18 protein-coding genes are annotated in these 17,691 nt (G+C 70.2%); 8 read left to right on the top strand and 10 right to left on the bottom strand.

The window, feature by feature from the left end:
* Positions 1-127 precede the first annotated feature (127 nt).
* Positions 128-1,969, top strand: coding sequence for an alkyl/aryl-sulfatase (locus ACRWNM_RS00575; RefSeq protein ID WP_431963538.1), 1,842 nt, complete (start codon positions 128-130; stop codon positions 1,967-1,969).
* A 27-nt stretch (positions 1,970-1,996) separates the two neighbouring features.
* Here ACRWNM_RS00575 and ACRWNM_RS00570 read toward each other — a convergent pair whose 3' ends face one another.
* The 4 genes from ACRWNM_RS00570 to ACRWNM_RS00555 all read right to left on the bottom strand — a co-directional run bounded on the left by ACRWNM_RS00570 (position 1,997) and on the right by ACRWNM_RS00555 (position 6,347).
* Complete coding sequence (locus tag ACRWNM_RS00570) at positions 1,997-3,115, bottom strand: acyl-CoA dehydrogenase family protein (protein ID WP_431962304.1); 1,119 nt, start codon at positions 3,113-3,115, stop codon at positions 1,997-1,999.
* 83 nt (positions 3,116-3,198) lie between these two features.
* Entirely contained in the window at positions 3,199-4,620 is a 1,422-nt protein-coding gene (locus ACRWNM_RS00565) for a DUF1254 domain-containing protein (protein ID WP_431962302.1), read from the bottom strand.
* A gap of 66 nt (positions 4,621-4,686) precedes the next feature.
* Positions 4,687-4,881, bottom strand: a complete 195-nt coding sequence (locus ACRWNM_RS00560) for a ferredoxin (RefSeq protein WP_431962300.1) — start codon at positions 4,879-4,881, stop codon at positions 4,687-4,689.
* Positions 4,878-6,347 (bottom strand): cytochrome P450, encoded by a 1,470-nt coding sequence (locus ACRWNM_RS00555; RefSeq protein WP_431962298.1) that lies wholly within the window; start codon positions 6,345-6,347, stop codon positions 4,878-4,880. The genes ACRWNM_RS00560 and ACRWNM_RS00555 overlap by 4 nt, the downstream gene beginning before the upstream one ends.
* Before the next feature lie 101 nt (positions 6,348-6,448).
* On the opposite strand from ACRWNM_RS00555, the gene ACRWNM_RS00550 reads away from it, so the two are divergent.
* Together ACRWNM_RS00550 and ACRWNM_RS00545 are read left to right on the top strand one after the other, a co-directional pair.
* Positions 6,449-7,105, top strand: coding sequence for a TetR/AcrR family transcriptional regulator (locus ACRWNM_RS00550; protein WP_431962296.1), 657 nt, complete (start codon positions 6,449-6,451; stop codon positions 7,103-7,105).
* A 355-nt stretch (positions 7,106-7,460) separates the two neighbouring features.
* Positions 7,461-7,889, top strand: coding sequence for a hypothetical protein (locus tag ACRWNM_RS00545; RefSeq protein ID WP_431962294.1), 429 nt, complete (start codon positions 7,461-7,463; stop codon positions 7,887-7,889).
* A gap of 43 nt (positions 7,890-7,932) precedes the next feature.
* Here ACRWNM_RS00545 and ACRWNM_RS00540 read toward each other — a convergent pair whose 3' ends face one another.
* Positions 7,933-8,433, bottom strand: coding sequence for a CGNR zinc finger domain-containing protein (locus ACRWNM_RS00540; protein WP_431962292.1), 501 nt, complete (start codon positions 8,431-8,433; stop codon positions 7,933-7,935).
* Between the two features lie 25 nt (positions 8,434-8,458).
* On the opposite strand from ACRWNM_RS00540, the gene ACRWNM_RS00535 reads away from it, so the two are divergent.
* Positions 8,459-8,632 (top strand): hypothetical protein, encoded by a 174-nt coding sequence (locus tag ACRWNM_RS00535; RefSeq protein WP_431962290.1) that lies wholly within the window; start codon positions 8,459-8,461, stop codon positions 8,630-8,632.
* A gap of 13 nt (positions 8,633-8,645) precedes the next feature.
* Here the strand turns inward: ACRWNM_RS00535 and ACRWNM_RS00530 are convergent, their stop codons facing one another.
* Complete coding sequence (locus ACRWNM_RS00530) at positions 8,646-9,920, bottom strand: diguanylate cyclase domain-containing protein (protein WP_431962288.1); 1,275 nt, start codon at positions 9,918-9,920, stop codon at positions 8,646-8,648.
* A gap of 49 nt (positions 9,921-9,969) precedes the next feature.
* Positions 9,970-10,779 carry an SAM-dependent methyltransferase gene (locus tag ACRWNM_RS00525; protein WP_431962286.1) on the bottom strand — a complete coding sequence of 270 codons (810 nt, stop codon included), beginning with the start codon at positions 10,777-10,779 and terminating at the stop codon, positions 9,970-9,972.
* A gap of 426 nt (positions 10,780-11,205) precedes the next feature.
* Here ACRWNM_RS00525 and ACRWNM_RS00520 point away from each other — a divergent pair, with 426 nt between their 5' ends.
* The 4 genes from ACRWNM_RS00520 (at position 11,206) to ACRWNM_RS00505 (ending at position 14,453) form a co-directional block, all read left to right on the top strand.
* Entirely contained in the window at positions 11,206-12,114 is a 909-nt protein-coding gene (locus ACRWNM_RS00520) for a cation diffusion facilitator family transporter (protein ID WP_431962284.1), read from the top strand.
* Between the two features lie 138 nt (positions 12,115-12,252).
* Positions 12,253-12,867: a carotenoid oxygenase family protein gene (locus ACRWNM_RS00515; RefSeq protein ID WP_431962282.1), complete on the top strand. Its 615-nt coding sequence runs from the start codon at positions 12,253-12,255 to the stop codon at positions 12,865-12,867.
* Positions 12,868-12,900: 33 nt separating this feature from the next.
* Positions 12,901-13,965: a MerR family transcriptional regulator gene (locus tag ACRWNM_RS00510; RefSeq protein WP_431962280.1), complete on the top strand. Its 1,065-nt coding sequence runs from the start codon at positions 12,901-12,903 to the stop codon at positions 13,963-13,965.
* Complete coding sequence (locus ACRWNM_RS00505) at positions 13,962-14,453, top strand: hypothetical protein (RefSeq protein ID WP_431962278.1); 492 nt, start codon at positions 13,962-13,964, stop codon at positions 14,451-14,453. The genes ACRWNM_RS00510 and ACRWNM_RS00505 overlap by 4 nt, the downstream gene beginning before the upstream one ends.
* 25 nt (positions 14,454-14,478) lie before the next feature.
* Here ACRWNM_RS00505 and ACRWNM_RS00500 read toward each other — a convergent pair whose 3' ends face one another.
* The 3 genes from ACRWNM_RS00500 to ACRWNM_RS00490 all read right to left on the bottom strand — a co-directional run bounded on the left by ACRWNM_RS00500 (position 14,479) and on the right by ACRWNM_RS00490 (position 17,636).
* Positions 14,479-15,561 carry a DNA glycosylase AlkZ-like family protein gene (locus tag ACRWNM_RS00500; protein ID WP_431962276.1) on the bottom strand — a complete coding sequence of 361 codons (1,083 nt, stop codon included), beginning with the start codon at positions 15,559-15,561 and terminating at the stop codon, positions 14,479-14,481.
* A 27-nt stretch (positions 15,562-15,588) separates the two neighbouring features.
* Positions 15,589-16,011 (bottom strand): DUF7144 family membrane protein, encoded by a 423-nt coding sequence (locus ACRWNM_RS00495; RefSeq protein ID WP_431962274.1) that lies wholly within the window; start codon positions 16,009-16,011, stop codon positions 15,589-15,591.
* Between the two features lie 86 nt (positions 16,012-16,097).
* Positions 16,098-17,636, bottom strand: coding sequence for a flavin-containing monooxygenase (locus ACRWNM_RS00490; RefSeq protein WP_431962272.1), 1,539 nt, complete (start codon positions 17,634-17,636; stop codon positions 16,098-16,100).
* Between the last annotated feature and the right edge of the window lie 55 nt (positions 17,637-17,691).

The following is a 17,691-nucleotide window of genomic DNA, read 5'->3' as shown; positions in this document are numbered from 1 at the left end:
GCTCGCCGCCGCCGGGGTCGGCGTCGGCCTCGGCGGCTGCGCGGACGACGACCCGGTGCGCCCCTCGGCCACACCGACCGACCCCAGCGACCACATCCTGGCCGCGAACCGGCAGGCCGCCGAAACCATGCCCTTCTCCGACACCGCCGACTTCGCCGACGCCGACCGCGGCTTCCGCGCGGCGCTCGACCCGGGCGTCGTCACCGACGCTCAGGGAAAGGTGGTGTGGGACGACGACTCCTATGGTTTCCTGCGCGAACCCTGCCCGCAGTCCGCGCATCCGAGCTTGTGGCGGCAAGCCCAGCTCACCGTGAAGCAGGGGCTGTACGAGATCGCGCCGGGCTTCTACCAGATCCGCGGCCTCGACCTGTCGAACATGACGCTGGTCGAGGGCGACACGGGCGTCATCGTGATCGACCCGCTGATCTCGGCCGAGACCGCGGCCGCCGGGCTGGCGCTCTACCGCGCGCACCGCGGGAACCGCCCCGTCACCGGGTTGATCTACAGCCACTCCCACGTCGACCACTTCGGCGGGGCGCTCGGCGTGACGACCGAACAGGACGTCGCCGCGGGCCGCTGCCCGGTGCTCGCGCCCGTCGGCTTCCTGGAACACGCTGTCGCCGAGAACATCTACGCCGGAACGGCGATGGCGCGCCGCGCGGCGTACATGTACGGCGCCGCCCTGCCGCGCGGCCCGAAGGGGCAGATCGGCGCCGGGCTCGGCCAGACCACCTCGCTCGGCACCGTCACCCTGATCACGCCCACCGTCGACATCGTCCGCACCGATCAGGAGGAGACGATCGACGGTGTCCGCATGGTCTTCCAGCTGACGCCGGGCACCGAGGCGCCCTCGGAGATGAACTTCTACTTCCCCGGCCGCAGGGCGCTGTGCATGGCCGAGAACGCCACGCACACCATGCACAACATCGTGACGCTGCGCGGGGCCCTTGTCCGGGATCCGCACGTATGGTCGAAGTACCTCACCGAATCGATCAATCGCTACGGCCGCGCCAGCGATGTGGTGTTCTCTTCCCACCACTGGCCGGTCTGGGGCACCGACCGGATCGTCGAATTCCTTTCGGTGCAACGCGATCTGTACGGCTACCTCAACGATCAGACGCTGCGGCTGCTGAACAAGGGCTACGTCGGGGCCGAGATCGCCGAGATGATGCAGCTGCCCCCCGGCCTGACGAAATCCTGGTCGACGCACGGCTACTACGGCTCGGTCAGCCACAACGTCAAAGCCATCTACCAGCGGTACATGGGCTGGTTCGACGGCAATCCCGCGCACCTGTGGCAGCATCCGCCGGTCGAGTCCGCCGAGCGCCACGTCGAGGCGATGGGCGGCGCGAAGGAAGTGCTGAAGAAGGCGCAGCGGGCCTACGATGCGGGCGACTATCGCTGGGCGGTGCAACTGCTCGACTACGCCCTCTTCGCCGACCCGGCCGACACGACCGCGAAACACTTGCAGGCCAGCGCTTTCGAACAGCTCGCGTACGGATCCGAGAACGCCACCTGGCGCAATTTCTTCCTCAGCGGCGCGCACGAACTGCGCAACGGCCCGTTCGGCACGCCCACCCAAGCGAATTCCGCGGGCCTGCTGAGCGCGCTCAGCGTGGAGCAGGCGTTCGACGCGATGTCGCTGCGCCTGGACGGGCCGAAGGCGTGGGACACCCGGCTGGTCATCGACTGGCGTTTCCGCGACGAGGGCGATCGCACGCACCGCTCCGAACTGCGCAACGGGGTGCTCGTGCACTACGACCGGCGCCCCGACGACGGGCTGCCCGCGCCGGACGCCACCATCACGCTCACCCGCCCCGCGCTGCTGCGGGCGTTCGTGGCGGGCGGCGATCTGCGGGCGGCGGTGCGCGACGGCGAGATCGGTATCGAGGGCAACGCGGCGGCGCTCGCGCAGCTGCCCGGACTGTTCGACAAGCCGGATCCCGGCTTCGCCATCGTCACCCCGTGACGCGAATCCGGTGGGGGCGCAGGCGGATCAGTCGGTGACGCCGAGTACTTCCTTGCCGATGACGCCGGCCAGCACCTCGGTCGAGTACGCCATGAGCTGACCCGCCTCGGCGTCGCGCAGATGCCGCTGAATGGGCGAGCGCTTGAGATATCCGGACGCGCCGCCGACCCGGACGCCGAGCTGCGCGACGTCGACAGCCACCTTGTTGGCGAGGTACTTGGCCCGCCCCAGCGTCGGCAGGAAGGCCGGAATCCCGTTGTCCGCCTGCCACAGTGCCTGCTCGTACAGCGCGTGCGCCGCGGCCAGCCTGGTCTGCGCGTCGGCGGCCTCGTGCTGCACCCACTGCTGGTGCGACAGCGGCGCGCCGAGAATCACCCGCGACCTGGCGTGCTCGACCAAGGCGTCCAGCGCCGCGTCGGCGATGCCGAGCGAGAGGGCGGGCAGCCCGGCGGGGATCACCGCGAAATCACCGGCGTCGGGCCGACGGCCGCGGTATTCGGCGCGCAGCACGGTCCGCTCGAAGGACAGCAGCTGGCTGCGGGTGGCGCGCAGCCCGAGGGTGTCCCAGATCGGGATGATCGACACCGTGGCGTCCGGAGCCAGGCCGAAGAACGTCGGCGCTCCGTCGACCAGGGCGTTGACCAGCAGATAGTCGGCGATCTCCGCGCCGGAGACGAAGCGCTTGGCGCCGGTCAGTTCCCAACCGCCCGGCGCGGGCACGGCCTCCTGTTGCGGCTGGAGGAACCGGTTGCCGCTGGCGGGTTCGGAGAGCGCGTTCGCGAATCGCTTGCCCGCCAGGAACTCCTCGGCGAAGAACGAGCCCAGCGTGTCCGCGGTGATCTCGGCCAGCGCCACGCCCGCGCCCGCGTGCATGGTCCAGATGGTCGCGGTGGAGGGGTCGGCCTTCGCCAGCGTGCGCACCAGCTGCCCGAACGCCCGGTAGCTCAGTCCCGTCCCGCCGACCCACTCCGGCAGCGCCGCGCGATCGACCCCGGCCTCGTGCAACGCCGTGAGATGCGCGACCGCGATCTCCGCGCGTTCGTCGTAATCGGCTGCGACGGCGGCGAATTCGGCGGCCAGCTCGGTGACTCGGTCGAGCGCCGCACGCTCGCTCGCACGCAACGGGAAGGGACTGGGATCGGTCACGAGGCGCTCCGGTCGCGGATCGGCGGGCGGGTCTCGACCAGCCTACGCAGCCCGGACGGTATGCAGCGCGAAGCGGTCTCCGCTCACGTGGCAGTCGTGACGGCGGGCAGCTGCCAGCGACCGTCGATCGCCTCGGGCCGCGGCGCGTACAGCCGCATGATGAGCGAGAACTCGCCGTCCGCCGGGATGGGCAGCCAATTGCCCTGTCGCACCGCGGGTCCCGGATTCCGGTGCTGAATCGCCAGCTCGACCGCGCCGTCCGGTCCCGGCACGACCGGCTCCTGATGGCCGACCGCATAGATGCCCGCCGGATTGGGCACCAGGAAGCCGTCCGCACCGTACGCGGTGAGCGACCAGAACGCGTCGACGGGCGGGGTCTGTCCCGGCGCGAAACGCAGCCGGAACCGCTTGGGCGTGCCGTCGGTGTCCGCCGTTTCGAAGAAGGTGGGATAGATCGCGTCCTCGGCCAGGTTGGAGCCCAGCCCCTTGTCCGCCGTCGCGGCACGGTGCAGGTAGTCGGTGCCGTACTCGCCCGCTGTCGGATCGAAGGTCCAGCCGTTGTCCAACCGGGTCTGCGGGTCGACATAGACGCCGATCGTCCGTTTCGCATCGGTGGCCGCGGTCGTGAGGGCCGCGTCCGAGAGTCCCGTCACCCGGCCGCCCGGCTCGATCCCGATCTCGGCGAACCGCGCCATCGCCGGTGCGTCGGCGAGCGCGGGCGGATCGGTGTCCATCAGCGTGCAGAGCCGGTCGTAGAACTTCCTGGCGTCCATCTCGGTGACTTGCTCGGCGGGCGGCCGCGACGGTGCGGGCCGGATCGGCTCGACGGGCACGGGCCGCCCCGCGACCCAGTCGTCCAGCGAGGCCAGCCGCAAATCCCGCTGGATCGCGCGCACGGCGGGGATGTCGTCGACGCCGTCGACCTGGATGCGGCCGAGTACCCACACGGTGGGCGTCGGCATCGGCAGCGGGGTCAACTCCTCGGGCAGCGCGCCGGACCAGTTCGGGCCGGTGATCACGTAGCTGAACGGCGGCGTGCGCGCCCCCGGCCGCACCTGCGGGCGCACGCTGCTCGGATTGTGGACGGTGTTGGTCCACGCGTCCATGACCTGCATCAGCCAGAAGCGGCCCGGGTTCACCGCCGGGACCTGCAACGTCATGGGACCGCGGGAGAGATCGAGCCAGGCGCTGGAGTACAGGGTGTCCACGTTCAACCGCACTATGTCGCGCCGCTCCGGCGTCGGCAGCGCGTCGGAGTGCTGGAAGTGGTTGACCGGTGTGCTCTTCAGCGCCGCATCCCGCGTCTCGTGCATCAGCACCAGCGGATAGCCGAAGGCGTAGGCGTCTTCCGCGATGACGGCGGCTTCGCTCGTGGCGGCGGCACCCTCGTCGTCGCGGCCGCACGCGGCAAGGACGAGGGCGGTCGTGGTCGCCCAGCCGAGCATCGTGCGGCGCGTGATCACGCGTCCGGCACTCGACGACGCAGCTTCATCCGGCTCGCTCATGAGCCTCCTCGTACGGACCTCCGAGGGACGGTTTCGCGAGTTCAGCCACTTGTTCGTCGATCACAATCAATCCTCTGCCCACCGTAACGCCTGGACGGGACAGCTGTCGACGGCCAGCGCCACCACCTCGGCGTCCGCCGGGGACACCGAGTCGACCAGCGGCGCGACGACACCGTCCGCGCCGACGCGGAACAGCGCGGGCGCGAGCGCCTCGCACATGCCGTGCCCTTCGCACCGGCCGCGATCGGCCGCGAGCCTCACCGCCCGATCCGTTCGAGCCGGACGGGCAATCCGTCGGCGGGCGTCGGGCCGGTCCCCGCCACCAGCGGCACCCGGTAACCGGCGGGCACCGTCCAGCGGTACTCGAGCAGCATCTGGTGCAGCACGGCTTTCACCGTCATCCCGCCGAAGTACAGTCCGATGCACTTGTGCGCCCCGCCGCCGAACGGCGACCAGGCGAAGCGGTGCGCCTTGTCCTCGCGGCGCTCCGGCGCGAACCGCTCGGGATCGAACGCGTGCGCGTCGCGCCAGAATGCGTCGGTGCGCATCATCGCGTACAGGCCGCACATGATCAGCGTTCCGCGCGGCACGTAGTGGCCGAGAATCTCGGTGTCGCGCAAGGTCTCGCGGGCCTGCTGGGCGACCGGCGCGTACATCCGCAGCGCCTCCTTGAACGCCATGTCCAGCGCGGGCAGCCGATCCAGATCGTCGTAGCCGAGCGAAACCTTGCCCAGCGCACGGGATTCCGCCCGCAGCCGGTCCTGCCACTCGGGATGCCTGCCCAGTTCGTGGACGAGCATGGCGGAGGCGATGGTGCTGGTGTCGTGGGCGGCCATCATCACGAAGATCATGTGCTGGACGACCTCCTCGTCGGTGAAGGCGTGGCCCTCGACGGTGCTGGCCCGGCACAGCACGCTGAACAGGTCGTTGCCCTCGCCCGCGCGCTTGACCGGGAGCTCGCGGCGGAAGTACTCCTCGAGCACCCGGCGCCCGCGCAGCCCGCGCGCCCACACACCGCCGGGCAGGTTGGCGCGCACCAGCGCCTTCCCGCCGTGCACCGCGTCCTCGAAGGCGCGCTCGAGCCGGTCGCCCTCCGCACCGAGCGCGGCGCCCGCGAACACCTCGGTGGCCTGTTGCAGCAGCAGCTTCTTGATGGCGCTGTAGACCGGGAAATCCGGGGCCGGACGCCACTTCTCGATGCCTGCGCGCAGCAGCGGCGTGGTCAGGTCGAGGTAGCCGACCAGGCGTGGCCGGGTGAAGGCCTGCTGCATGATCCGGCGATGGAACATGTGCTCGTCGAAATCGCGCAGCAGCAGCCCGCCGCGGAAGAACGGGCCGATGAGGAACTCCCAGCCGCGTTGCGCAGAGAAGACCTTGTCCCGGTCCAGCATGACGACCTCGAACGCCTCCGGGCTTCCGACGGTCACCACCGGCCTGCCGAGGACGCCCATCCACTGCACCGGGCCGAACCGTTCGAAACGCTTGCGCGCGAACTCGATCGGGTCCGCGAGGGTGTGCAGCGTGTATCCGATGCCGGGCGGTCCGAAGTCGCCGAGAGTCGGCCGCAGCCCGCTGCCCGCGGGCGGTTCGGCCAGCGTCCGCACCCTGGTCGGATAGTGCTGCACGAAACGGACGCCGACCCGCTGGACCCGCCACGACAGCTGGGTCCGCAGCTGCCGGGCCCCGTCGGACACCGCACTGACTCGTTGTGGCACGAGAAGACTCATGGTCCCATTCCCTTCGCGACGCTGCGATGCATCGACCATATAGGAAACGTACGTTTCCGTATACGTTTGTTTCCCAACTTGTGCTGTGCCAAGCTGGCCGGGTGACCCGAGCATTCACCGGCACCTATCGCGGGGTGTCCAGCGCCGAGCGCCGCGAGGATCGGCGCAGGCGCCTGCTCGACGCCGCGCTCGCCATCGTCGGCACCCAGGGCCTCGCGGCGCTGACCGTGCGCGGGGTCTGCGAACAGGCCAAAGTCGGCCCCCGGTTCTTCTACGAGGCGTTCCCCGACCTGGGCGCGCTGGCCTCCGAACTGCTGCTCGCAGTGCAGCGTTCGGCGCTCGACCGGGCCCGCACGGCCATCGCCGAGACCGAGGGCGCGCCCGCGCGGCGCATCCGCGCCGGGGTGGCCGCGCTGATCACCGAACTCACCGACGACCCGCGCCGGGCCAAGATCGTCTTCGCGCAGGCCTACGGCGACGAGGTGCTGATGCGCACCCGTTTCGCGGGCATGCGCAGCGTCGCCGCGACGATCATCGAGCAAACCCGCATCGTCCTCGACCTGCCCGAGGGTCAGGACGCCGCGGTCGCGGCGACCTCCCAGCTCATCACCGGCGGAGCCGCCGAACTGGTGCTCGTCTGGCTGGACGGCGGACTGGACGTCGACCGAGACGGCCTGATCGATCTGCTCGCGGATTTCACCATCGCGATGATCGATCGACTGCCCGCGGTGGCCGGGCGGCTCAACGGCACCGCGTAATCGCGCACGAACGCGCGGAGAACCGAACACGTTCGATCACACACGCCAATTGCCTGCGATTTGCCGATTCGGCGCACCCCCGCCGCCTGTAACGCCGGAAAGCCGCTCGACGGTTGAATCATCATGCCGGGGAACGTGTTTCACCACGTCAACCGGACGGTTCGGCCACGGCGTCCGCGCGGGGGCTATACACTGTTTTGTAGGTCAGTTCTCCTCCGAATTGCCGAATTGACCCCGGACACAAGATGTCCCGACCTATGACCGGCTGTTCTCTTCTGATTACGTTGGGAGGCAAGATGATCGATTACAGCCCTTTCGGTCCGGCCGACCCGCGGCCCACACCCGGAGGTGCAGGATGATCGAGAGCGCGTACGCGGCCGAGGCGGCAGACACCACCGAACCGCGTCATCGCACCGCCACCGACCCGGACGGGCCCGCTGCCCGTTTGCCGGGCAATCGCATGTGGACGGTCTCGGCCGTCGTCGTCGAGGCCGACGGGCCCAGTCCGCGCCACGGCGTGGTGGCGGGCGCCGATCTCGGCGACGCCGCCGAGCAACTGTGCGAATACCTCCCGGAGACCCACTCCGACGAGGACTACTACCTGGTGGCCAGGCAGGTCCCGCTGGTCGCGCACGGCCCGCGCAGCGGCGGCCAGATTCCGCGCCGCACCTGGGTCAGCCCGATCCAGCGCGACGACGACACGGGCCAGGCGACCTACGGGCGCTGGATGCGCGCCGAGGAGCATCCGCACTTCCGGCTGCACGGACCCGTTGTCACCAACTGAGCCCAACGACGCGCGCGGCATCCGGTCGCGCGAATCGGCCTGCTCACGCCGAGCGCCGCATACGGTGGTCGGCCACGTGCACTCGATTCGAGCAGCGAGTCGAGCAGAAGCGACGCCGCCCGTTGCGTGAGGTGTCCACGAACACCTGCGCGCAGCCCGGCCGCGCGCAGCGGCCGATGCGGTCGGGGTCTTCGCAGAACAGGGCCGCGAGCCCGGCGGCCGTGTAGGCCTTCACCCGCTCGTCGGTCGGCGCGTCCTCATGGGCGTAGTGCAGATGCGGCGCGCGGCCGTCGTGCGTCGAAATGTATGGGCGACTGGTCGTTTCCGCCAGCAACGCGTTGAGCTGCGGTACCGAGGGCGCGTCGAAGACCTCGCCGAGCCGCGCGATCCAGCGGCGCAATTCGGCGGTCTGCCGCGCGTCGAGCGACCCCAGCGGCTTGTATCCCGCCGCGTCCAGCACCGCGAGCAGGTCCGCGTCCGGGTCGGCGTTCACCAGGCGTGCGGCCAGCTCGGCGGCCGTGCCGCCGTAAGGGTTGAAATGCACAAAGCCATTACATCAGGCTGAGGGCATGTCCGCCATCTGCCCTTCCTGCTCCTGGCCCTCCCCCACGGTCGTGTCCGCGCACGGCGAGATCAGCTATCTGCGCTGTGTGTGCGGGCGCTGGCTGATCAGTGAGCACGGCGCGGTGATCGCCGCGGCCGGGGACAGCTCGCTGGCCGAACCCGTCGCGGACATCGCCTGAGACGTCAGGCCGTCTACGGTCCGCGCGGCGAACGGCCCGTCTTGTCGCGATACATGGCGGTGTCCACCGCGTGCATGAGCGCGTCGATCGCGCTCGGCCGGTCCACCACGAACACGGTGCCGACGCTGGCGCCGACGTGCACCGGATGACCTGCCACCCACAACGGCGTCGCCAGCGCGGCGCGCAGTTCGTCGGCGACCGCGGTCAGCTGCGGCTCCCCCGCGCAGCGCTCGACCAGCACGATGAACTCGTCGCCGCCGATGCGGGCGGTCAGTCCGCCGAGCGATTCGGCGGCGGCACGCAAGCGTTGCGCCACCTCGTGCAGCACCCGGTCGCCGACGGTGTGTCCCCATTCGTCGTTGACCGTTTTGAAGCCGTCCAGATCCAGGTAGCACAGACCGATCGGCGGCACCGCGCTCGCCAGCCGATCGAAGAAGAGCAGCCGATTGGGCAGCCCGGTCAGATTGTCGTGGTGAGCGTCGTGCCAGAGCCGGTCGGACAGCTGCTTGCGCTCGGTGACGTCCACCGCCACGCCGATCAGGAACTGGATGCGCCTGTCCGCGTCGCGCACCGCCGACATCGACAGGTCGATGTGAGCAAGTCCGCCGTCCGGGCGCACGTGCGTGGTCTCCAGGCGGAAGCGATCGGTCTCGCCCGCCAGCATGCTCCGGAACCGTCCGTAGGCGTGCCCGATGTTGGCGGGCCCGAGCAGCTCGGCCACCGCGCGCCCCGGCATGTGCTCCTGCGGCAGGCCGAGCATCTCGGCGAAGGCGGCGTTCACCGCGAGCACGCGCCCGGTGACGTCGACGGTGCCGATGCCGACCGAGGCGCCCGCGAACACGGCCTCGAACCTCGCCTCCGAAAGCTGGCGCCGCGCTTCGGCGTCCCGTGCTGCGGCCAGCGCCGCGCCGAGGGTCGTCTCCTGCTCGACCAGCGCGGCCGCACGCAAGGCGCCGGTGCAACCGGAGGCGAACTCGGCGGCCACGGCCACCGCGCGATCGCGCACCCGGTCGTAGTCCGCGTCGCCGGGGGCGCAGATCTCCTCGACCATGTCGTGGCAGATCACCGCGATCGAACGGCTGACCATCAGCGGGTCGCGGTAGTTCGCGGCCACCAGCACCACGGCCGCGTCGTGGGCGTCGCGCAGATCGCCGTCGCCGCGGATGGCGGCGACAAGGAGCTCGGACAGGTCGGCGAGCATCGCCTCGGTCTCGGTCCGCGTGAGCGTGGGTGCGACGACGCCGTCCAGCGCGTCCGCCCATCGCAACGCCAGCTCGCGCAGACCCACTACCCGCGACCTCCTGCCCGTCCGACCGGCGCCCTCGACAGTTCCGGCCTCAGACCTTGTGACCGAGTCCGGCCAGACCGAGTGATCGGCCGGGCGCCTCGTGGAGATCGCGCTCGGATTCCGGGCGCCAGGCGGGTAGTTCCACCACACCCGGCTCCACCAGGTCCCATCCGTCGAACATAGCCGCGATGGCAGGGGCGGAGCGGAAGTGAATCCCGACCTTGCTCTGCTGTGCCGCGTTCGCACCGAGCTGCGCGGCGTCCTCGGGCCGCAGCTCCGAGGTCAGGTGCGAGATCGCCACGAAGGAACCGCTCGGCACGGCGGCGCGCATCGCGGCGACCTTCGCGGCGGGCGCGTCCTCGTCGGAGAGCAGGTGCAGCACCGCGACCAGCAGCAGCCCGACGGGCTGGTCGAAATCGATCAATCCGGTCTCGCGGACCTTGCCGAGCAGTTCCTCCGGCTTGCGCAGATCCGCTTCGATCGCCGCGGCGCGGTCGTTGTCGCGCAGGATCGCCTTCGAGTGCGCGACGGCGACCGGATCGATGTCGACGTAGAGCACCCGGATCTCCGGGTCGAGCCGCTGCGCCACCTCGTGCACGTTGCCCGCCGTCGGGATGCCCGAGCCGATGTCGAGGAACTGGCGTATGCCCGCGTCCACCAGGAAGCGCACCGCCCTGCGCAGGAACGCGCGGTTGCTCAGCGCGACCAGCGGCAGATCGGGCACCAGCCGCTTGCCCAAGTCGGCGGCCTTGCGGTCGACCTCGAAATTATGCGAGCCGCCGAGCAGCGCGTCGTACATGCGTGCCGGGCTCGCCTGCTGCATATCCACGCCCTCGGGCGCCCACGCCGGCCTGTCCATCGCATACCCCTTTGTGTCCACGAGCCGGCCTTCCGCGACCGGGAAGGCTCGCACCGAACGGGTGGTGTCGCCGATCACCCGCTAGGCGCCGTCCGCATCGTAACCGCAGGTCCGAACGACAGTGCACTGCACATGATCACAGTTGCGCACCGCGGCGGTACGCCGGATGCGGGTACCCGCCCGGCAACCCTCCTACACCTCCAAATAAATGCAGACATGCGCATGTCTGCAAGATAGGCTAGGCTGTGGCGCGGCAGCCATCCGACGTGGAAGGGACGTTCGCTCATGGGAGATCACTGCGTGTCGCCGCGGCACCCGGCGCGACCGGCGGACAGCACGACGCGGGAACGCGAGTGCGCCGATGAGCTCCGGCACTCCCATGATCACAGCCACGACCACGGCGGCGGGCACCACCACGATCACGGCGTGTCCGCGGACTCGGACCCGCGCTGGCTGAGCATCGCGCTCGCCCTGATCCTCGCGTTCATGGCGGCCGAGGTGGTGGTCGGCCTGCTGGCGCAGTCGCTGGCGCTGATCACCGACGCCGCGCACATGCTCACCGACGCCGCATCGATCGTCCTCGCGCTCATCGCCATCCGGCTGTCCAAGCGCCCCGCGCGCGGCCGCTACACCTACGGCTACAAGCGCGCGGAGATCCTGTCGGCGCAAGCCAACGGCATCACCCTGCTGCTGCTGGCGGCGTGGTTCGTCTACGAAGGCGTGGACCGGCTGATCCACCCGCCGGACGTGGCAGGCCCGCTGGTCTTCGTCACCGCGCTGGTCGGCATCGTCGTCAACGTCGTCGCCGCGTGGTGCATCAGCCGCGCCAACCGCACCAGCCTCAATGTCGAAGGCGCCTTCCAGCACATCCTCAACGACATGTACGCCTTCATCGGCACGGCCATCGCGGGCGCGGTGGTGTGGCTTGCCGGTTATCCCCGCGCCGACGCCATCGCGGCGCTGGTGGTCGCCGCGCTGATGCTGAAGGCAGGCTGGGCGCTGGTCCGCGAATCGGGGCGGATCTTCTTGGAGGCCGCGCCCGCACACCTCGATCCCGATGCCATCGGCGCGCGCATCGTCACCATCCCGCAGGTCAGCGAGGTACACGACCTGCACGTCTGGGTGATCACCTCGGGCGAGCCCTCGCTGTCGGCGCACATCCTGGTCGACGACCGGTCCGACTGCCACGCCGTGCGGCTGGGGATCGAGCGGGTGCTGCTGGCGGAGTTCGGCCTGGAGCACACGACGTTGCAGGTGGACCACGTGTCCGATCCGACCGCGCCGCGCGCGGATCTGCACTGCGCCGAGCCGCACGGGCCGGTGCACCGGGCATGAGACGGGCGCGGTGTCAATTTCATCGCCGTTGCGCTGCGTCTTCTTCGACCGGCTGAGGGCGGCGGCAAGAACAAGACTGTTTCTTCGCGGATCGTCGCCGCAAGCTTGGGCCGCCTACTGAGAACAGGAGAGCAGCTCATGACGACCCCGCCCAACACCGATCCGCCCTTGCACCTTTCGGGAAACAATGCGCCGATCACCGACGAGGTGACAGTGCAACCGGCCACGGTGATCGGGACCGTTCCCGAAGATTTGAACGGGGTGTATCTGCGCAACGGCCCCAATCCGCGCACGGGCTGGTCGCCGCACTACTTCTCGGGCGACGGCATGATCCACGCGGTGGCGCTGCGGGACGGACAGGCTCGCTGGTATCGCAACCGGTACGTGCGAACCCCCTTGTTCGCGCATCCCGCGCAGTCCAGGCTCGCGCTGACCGTCGACGCCGACACCGGGAAGCTGGACTACCGCGTCACCACTGCCAACACCCACGTGGTCGCGCACGCGGGCCGGCTGCTGGCGCTCGAGGAAGGCGGCTTTCCCTATGAGATCAGCCCGGAATTGGAGACCGTCGGACCGTTCACTTTCGCGGACGCGCTGCGTACTCCGATGACCGCCCATCCCAAGATCTGCCCGAGGACCGGGGAGCTGTTGTTCTTCGGCCGCAGGATCACATCTAACGGTGCTGGTCGTGTCGGGAGCCGTACCCGGTCTGATCGAGCGGGTACGGCGACCCGGTTGGCTGGGCGCGGTTGACCTTCACGTTGGTTGAGACTCCATGATGGCCCGGTGCGGAGTTCCAGGGTCGAGGAGTTGATCACCATCGGGGCGCTGGCGCGGGCCAGCGGCCTGACCACGAGCGCGCTGCGGTTCTACGCCGACTGCGGGCTGCTCACGCCCACCGAGGTCGACGCGGCGACCGGATACCGGTATTACACGCGCTCGCAGTGCGAGCGGGCGGTGCTGATCCGGCGGCTGCGCGGCATCGACTTGTCGCTGGAGGCCATCACCGAGGTGCTCGCGGCCGACCCGGACCGCGCCGAACGGTTGCTCGACGCGCACGTCGCGGTGCTGGAACGGCGGGCGAAGGCGGCCGCGCGGGTCGCGGCGCAGGTCAAGCGGACTCTCGGCGCGGGGCACGGCACGGCGGTGCCCGCGGCCGAATTGGCGCGCGCCATCGCGCAAGTGGGCGCGGCCGCGGCGGTCGACGACTCGGCCCCGGTACTCACCGGCATCCTGGTGGAGGCGGATTCGACCGCGCTGACGCTCACTGCCACCGACCGGTACCGGCTGTCGACGCGCACCGTGGCACCGCTGCGGAACGGCGGCGCGTGGACAGCGGTGATCGGGGCCGCGACGCTGGCGTCGCTGCGCCCGTGGCTGGACTCGATCGAGGAGGTCGTCCTCGCGCCGCGCGAATCCGGCCTCGCGCTCACCTCCGGCGACACCGAGCACGACTGCGCCGGAATCGGAGAGCCCTTCCCCGAGTACCGAGCGGTGCTCGACGGACTGCCCACCGTGCGCACCCGGGTGCTGGTTGCCCGCGCCGCGCTGCTCGACCTGCTGGAGACGGCCACGGACGAGAGCGTCGTCTGCGCCGTCGACGGGGCCGGGCTCGCGGTCTCCGGCGCCGTCACCGCCACCCGGCTGCCCGCCGTGATCACCGGCGCACCGATGGATCTCGCGTTCCGTTCGACGGTGCTGCGCCCCGCCGTCGCGAGCGCGATCGGGCCGGACCTGATGTTCGACCTCGCCGCCCCCGACCAACCGGTCGTCGTCCGTTCGGCGACCGACGGCGATCTCACCACCCTCGTCATGCCCACATTCGTACCGACCACGGAGGACGACCGATGACCGATCCAACCGACACCACCATGGACGCCATCGCCCGCGCGGTCGGGCTCGGCCGCGCGGGCGACCGCGACACCGCACGCACCATGCTGACCGAGCTGTGGACCGAACTCGGCCCGCAGGGCGATCCACTGCACCGCTGCACCCTCGCGCACTACCTCGCCGACCTGCACGACGACGCCGCGCAGGCCCTCACCTGGGACATCCGCGCACTCGACGCCGCGGACAGCCTCACCGACGAGCGCGTGCGCCGCCACCACGCGGGACTGAACGTGCGCGGTTTCTACCCCTCGCTGCACCTGAACCTCGCCGACAACTACCGCCGCCTCGCCTCGTTCGAGGCCGCCGAGCGTCAGATCGAAGCCGCCCGCGGTTGCCTGCGCACGCTCGGTGACGACGAGTACGGTGCGACAGTGCGCACGGCCGTGGAAGAGGTGGCGCAAGCGATCCGGGACGGACGTACGGAACCGCGAGCACCCGCTCCCAGCTGACCATCGCGTCCGACGACCTCCCGTGCTAGCCGACTTCATCGAAGCCGAAGCGCAACCGGTCGTCTCCGGTCAGCCACTGCGCATTCCGCTCCATCTCATCGCGGCGTCCGCTCGGAAGCGCCGCGAACAGGCTCACCGCCATCCGGTGCCGATCACGGCGGTACCGCCAGACACCCGCCACCTCACCGTCGACGAGCACCGCGCCCGGCGCGGACAGCGCCCGCCACACCTGTCCCCGCCTCGCGCGGTCGGGGACGAGCAGCGACCGATCCGCTTGGCGCAGATAGGGATCGCCGGGCGGAACCAGCAGCACACCCTCCGGCGGCGGTGCGCCGCGCACCTCGTCCAGCAGCGATTCGGGCAGGTCGTATCGTCGATCGTCCACCCGCACTCGCACCAGCGTGCCCGCCACCGCGCGCCACGGCTCGTCGGCGGCGGCGCCGAGCCAATCGCGGAACAGCGGACGGGTGGTCGGCCCGTTCACCCGGAAGAAGGCTCGCAACAGCGCCAGGCGCGGCTGTCGCACGCCGACGGCGGGATGATCCGGGGTCGGATACAGCACCGTCGCCCGGTTCACCTCCGGCCCGAGCACGATCTGCGCCTGACATCCGGCTGCGCGGAACAGCCCGTCCGGCACATGCTCCGCTGCGCAGCGCTCGCACCAGCGCACCAGCGCGGGTGAGACCCGCGCGGTCACCGCCGCGCTGACCTCGGCCTTCGGCATCGGTCGGGTGACGACAGCGCGCAGCGCCGCGGCGACCTCGGCGACGGCGTCGGCCTGCGCCGCGCCGCCCTCGTCCGAGACCTGCGGCGCCAGCGCGTCGCGCACGACGTCCAGCTGGGCCAGCCGGTGCGCGTGCGGGGCGCCGCGCATCGACCACCAGCTCACCAACGGCCCGGCCGGATCGATCGCCCGGCCGAGCGGTGTGGAGCCGATCCGCTCGGTGCGCTGACGCAGCGAGTACGCGGCGCCGCCGAATCGCCCATCCTGGAGTCCGAGCAGCAGCAGGTCGTCCAGCGCCCCGCCGTTCGTTCGCCCGTTCAGGCCGTGGCGGCGCCAGCGGTGACCGAGCCACTGGGCGCGGGCGACGGCGATCGTCTCGGCCATCGGCCCACCGTAGCGACCGAGCCGCCCTCAGTATTCGTCGGTCGGCTTCCAAGTCGACACCGCCCAGATCACCACGATGCTCAGGGCGATGATCAGGATCGACCAGTACGGGTAGTAGGGCAGCGAGAGGAAATTGGCGATGATCGCGAGCGCCGCGATGGCGATGGCCGCGACCCTGCCCCAGGTGCTTCCCGTCATGAGCCCGATCGAGCAGATCACCAGGAGGATGCCGAGCACGAGATGGATCCAGCCCCAGGTGGAGATGTCGAACTGGTACACGTACTCGGGCCCCACGACGAACAGTTCGTCGTCGATGATGGCCGAAATGCCTTCGAAGATCTGCAGTACACCAACGGTCAGCAGCAGGATCGCGGCGCCGATGGAGGTGCCCGCCGCGATGCCCTGGCGAACCGGGTGCTGGGTTTCCGGTGTCGGTGTGGTCATCTGCATTCCCTTCCGCGAAGGAGAAACCTGAATGTCCATCCCAGCCGGTGCGCCCGCGGAATACCTCACCCGTTTCGGGTGAGGATTCGCGATCAGCGCGCCACAGCGGAGACCGGAGCGCGGAGGTCCGCGCGCGGCGTCGGCTTGAGCGTCTTGTGCAGGTTGGTGCGCAGCGTCGTGGCCGAATCCAGCAAATAGTTCTGGCGGACCTTCCACGGGTGACGCCCGCCCTGGCGCGGGAAGTCGCCGATGGAGCGTTGGACGTATCCGGAGGCCAGATCGAGCAGCGGGTGCTCGGTGAGCTCGCCGTCCGGTTCCGGGACGACGGCCGCGTAGCCGTTGGCGTCCATGTGCCGCAGCACCTTGCAGACCAGCCGGGAGGTGAGGTCGGCGCGCAACGTCCACGAGGCGTTGGTGTAGCCGACGCAGACCGCGAAGTTGGGCACGCCGGTGAGCATCGCGCCCTGCCAGACGAACTGCTCGGACAGCTGGACCGGGATGCCGTCGACATGCGGAGTGATGCCGCCGAACGCGAGCAGCCGCAACCCGGTGGCCGTGACGATGATGTCGGCCTCCACCACCCGCCCTGACTTCAGCCGGATGCCCTCGGGCACGAAGCGGTCGATGTGATCGGTGACGATCTGCGCCTTGCCCTTCTTCATCGCCTTGAAGAAGTCGGCGTCCGGCACCGCGCACAACCGCTGGTCCCACGGGTCGTAGCTGGGCGTGAAGTGCTCGGCGACGGCCTGCTCGTCCTTCATGATCCGCGTGGTCAGGCCGGTGAGCAGCTTGCGCGCTGAGCCGGGAAAACGGCGGCAGTACTGGTAGAACCCGATGCCGAACAGGATCTTCTTGGCGCGGATCACCCGGTGCGCCAGGCGCGGCGGCAACAGACGGCGGATCGCGTCGGCCTGCTTGTCCCGGCCGGGGACGGGGCTGATCCAGGTCGGGCTGCGCTGCACCATCGTCACCAGCTCGGCCTGATCGGCCATCGACGGCACCAGCGTGACCGCCGTGGCGCCGCTGCCGATCACCGCGACTCGCTTGCCCGCGTAGTCGAGGTCCTCCGGCCAGAACTGGGGGTGCACGATCCGCCCGGAGAAGGTGTCCGCGCCGGCGAATTCCGGCGCGTGGCCGCGATCGTAGTCGTAGTAGCCCGCGCAGGTGTAGAGGAAGTCGCAGGTGAGCGTGCGCTCGACGGTGCGGCCCGCCGCGTCGCGCTCGGCGAGAGTCAGCGTCCACCGGCACTCGGCGCTGGACCAGTCGGCCGAGAGCACCTTGGTGCGAAAGCGGATGTGCCGGTCGATGCCGTGCTCGGCCGCCGTCTCCTCGAGGTAGCGCAGGATCGAGGATCCGTCGGCGATCGCCTTCGCGTCGCGCCACGGCTGGAAGGGGTAGCCGAGGGTGAACATGTCCGAGTCCGAGCGAATGCCCGGGTAGCGGAACAGGTCCCAGGTGCCGCCGAGTGCGTCGCGGGCCTCCAGCACGGCGTAGCTCTTGCCGGGGCATTCGGTCTGGAGCCGGTACGCGGCGCCGATGCCGGACAGGCCCGCCCCGACGATCACGACGTCGAGGTGGTCCCGGACATCATGGTTCCGGACATCACTGTCCTCCGGTGCTACTGCGGTCATGGGTTCCAGTGTGCGGATCCGACCGGCGGCATTCTTGACTTCGGGCGACAAGTAT

Source organism: Nocardia sp. bgisy134, from assembly GCF_965341865.1.
In the GTDB taxonomy this organism is placed as follows: domain Bacteria; phylum Actinomycetota; class Actinomycetes; order Mycobacteriales; family Mycobacteriaceae; genus Nocardia.
Note: the sequence above shows the minus strand (reverse complement) of the source record. Positions and strands in the feature narration are given on the sequence as shown.

Coding starts and splice junctions, on each gene's coding strand:
- ACRWNM_RS00535 (WP_431962290.1), top strand. CDS start 8,459: ATGTCCGCCATCTGCCCTTCCTGCTCCTGGCCCTCCCCCACGGTCGTG.
- ACRWNM_RS00505 (WP_431962278.1), top strand. CDS start 13,962: ATGACCGATCCAACCGACACCACCATGGACGCCATCGCCCGCGCGGTC.
- ACRWNM_RS00545 (WP_431962294.1), top strand. CDS start 7,461: ATGATCGAGAGCGCGTACGCGGCCGAGGCGGCAGACACCACCGAACCG.
- ACRWNM_RS00490 (WP_431962272.1), bottom strand. CDS start 17,636: ATGACCGCAGTAGCACCGGAGGACAGTGATGTCCGGAACCATGATGTC.
- ACRWNM_RS00565 (WP_431962302.1), bottom strand. CDS start 4,620: ATGAGCGAGCCGGATGAAGCTGCGTCGTCGAGTGCCGGACGCGTGATC.
- ACRWNM_RS00525 (WP_431962286.1), bottom strand. CDS start 10,779: ATGGACAGGCCGGCGTGGGCGCCCGAGGGCGTGGATATGCAGCAGGCG.
- ACRWNM_RS00515 (WP_431962282.1), top strand. CDS start 12,253: ATGACGACCCCGCCCAACACCGATCCGCCCTTGCACCTTTCGGGAAAC.
- ACRWNM_RS00500 (WP_431962276.1), bottom strand. CDS start 15,561: ATGGCCGAGACGATCGCCGTCGCCCGCGCCCAGTGGCTCGGTCACCGC.
- ACRWNM_RS00495 (WP_431962274.1), bottom strand. CDS start 16,011: ATGCAGATGACCACACCGACACCGGAAACCCAGCACCCGGTTCGCCAG.
- ACRWNM_RS00555 (WP_431962298.1), bottom strand. CDS start 6,347: ATGAGTCTTCTCGTGCCACAACGAGTCAGTGCGGTGTCCGACGGGGCC.
- ACRWNM_RS00575 (WP_431963538.1), top strand. CDS start 128: ATGCCCTTCTCCGACACCGCCGACTTCGCCGACGCCGACCGCGGCTTC.